Raw genomic sequence first — 1,614 nt, forward strand, 5'->3', positions numbered from 1 at the left:
TCGGCAAACTCCCGCATTGCCCGACGATGTTTCTCGATCGCGGCGTACACCGGATCGGTGATGTTGTTTTCAGACGTGTTTAAGGGTGGCGTGCTAAGATGCGAAACAGCCTTGGTCATTTTGAAAACCCTTCTGTGATCGAGGTCAGGCCTGCCGCCGTGCTTCCAACACGACGGCAGGCCGCTTGTTTTCCAAGCTCAATTAGCGTAGTACGCTTATTATGAAGCCGTCAACTAAAAACGTAGTACGGAAACGTCCTGGCCGGCCGGCCACCGGACAGGACCCGGTGACGGCTATCCGCCTGTCCTCGGAGTTACGGAAGAGCGTCGATGCCTGGGCAGCCAAGCAAGAAGACCTCCCCGGCCGCTCCGAGGCCATCCGCCGGCTTGTGGAGCTGGGGCTGAAGGCAAAGGGAAAATAAAATGTCCAAGGCAACTTTGCTTGGAGTTATAGCTATCACCTTCTTAGCGATGAACGCTGCTCGGGCCGCGGACTCGCTCAAGATTACTTGCACTGGCGATATGTTCGAGCCGGGAGGGGTCAAGAAATCACCTGCTACTACGTTGACCGCGATTTTGAGTCCCGCAAATAGAGCGACGAAGGTGTCCATTGATTTTGGCCAAGACACCATTAGCCCGCGTGTGTTGAGTAACAATCCGCTTCAACTCAAGTTTCGCACCAAGGACTTCACTGGTGAATATTTCCACTACAGTGGCGATATGTTTCTTGTTTACAGATCAGGAAACCTCGCGCGATTGAACTGCACACCGCGCTGACCGCTTGGCGCGATGCCGTTCGCTTCATGAGCCTCAAGGACGGAAGCACGATGACTGAACCCGTGCCCGAAGACCTCATCACGCATCCCGAAGAGATCCGTGGAGGTTTTGAGTTACCTTTGGGCGACAAGATCAGCCTCAAAGGCCAAGGGCGAATTACGCCAGCGGGAATTGTTTCCGCGGGCATTATCACTGTTGATCCGTGATCTGGCAACCGAACCCAAGAAGCGAGACCTGTTCACCAAGCTGGCCGAGCATCTGACAATCCTGGCCGACGAGGTTGAACGCGCCATTGCCGCCGCGGGACCTGACCTGAAGCGGAAGGAATGACCGAACGAGGCTGGGGTCGGCGTTTCGATGACCCGATCAGGATCGGCGATCGCGTACTGGTGACGCTGCTCGACGCCGGCGAGTACATCGCCGCGCTGCCGAAGAAAGAGTACGCCGTACCGGAATGGCAAGCCGCGATGCAGGCGCTGATCCTGGTGGCTGAAAGCGGCGGCCCGACGATGTTTGCCCGCATCGGCGTCGTGCGAGCATTGAACCGCCACTACGTCCCGGAGTTTAACCCGAAGGGAAAGAGCCCCCATTGGGGCCAGCGCAAGTTGAAGAGGGATCAATGACCGTCTGGATTTACGACCAAGGCAAAGAGTGATCTGTGACGCGTGGTCCCAATGGAAAAAACCGCAGCGTGGTTCCAGCCCCCACTGCGGCATTCCCGGATAGCTATAAAAAGTCGTCCGTGAAGAATGCGGATTGATCTGAGAAATAAGCAGAATTTGTCTTGATGTAGTATTCGATTTTGCAGGAAAGCGGGGTGTTGGACCTCGCTTTCTTG

General features: G+C 55.8%; 4 protein-coding genes. All 4 read left to right on the forward strand.

What is annotated here, in order from left to right:
* The first annotated feature begins 422 nt into the window (after positions 1-422).
* Genes CT676_RS43560 through CT676_RS43570 form a run of 4 tightly spaced genes read left to right on the forward strand, consistent with a single transcriptional unit; the run spans position 423 to position 1,399 of the window.
* On the forward strand, positions 423-776 hold the full coding sequence (locus CT676_RS43560; protein WP_135217347.1) for a hypothetical protein: 354 nt from the start codon (positions 423-425) through the stop codon (positions 774-776).
* Between the two features lie 50 nt (positions 777-826).
* On the forward strand, positions 827-982 hold the full coding sequence (locus CT676_RS45020) for a hypothetical protein (protein ID WP_205124649.1): 156 nt from the start codon (positions 827-829) through the stop codon (positions 980-982).
* Positions 972-1,106: a hypothetical protein gene (locus CT676_RS46220; protein ID WP_275552154.1), complete on the forward strand. Its 135-nt coding sequence runs from the start codon at positions 972-974 to the stop codon at positions 1,104-1,106. The genes CT676_RS45020 and CT676_RS46220 overlap by 11 nt, the downstream gene beginning before the upstream one ends.
* Positions 1,103-1,399, forward strand: a complete 297-nt coding sequence (locus CT676_RS43570) for a hypothetical protein (RefSeq protein ID WP_135217349.1) — start codon at positions 1,103-1,105, stop codon at positions 1,397-1,399. Before CT676_RS46220 ends, CT676_RS43570 begins: the two co-directional genes overlap by 4 nt.
* Positions 1,400-1,614 lie beyond the last annotated feature (215 nt).

Origin of the sequence: Bradyrhizobium sp. MOS001 (assembly GCF_004634465.1) — a bacterium.
Taxonomy (GTDB): Bacteria; Pseudomonadota; Alphaproteobacteria; order Rhizobiales; family Xanthobacteraceae; genus Bradyrhizobium; species Bradyrhizobium barranii.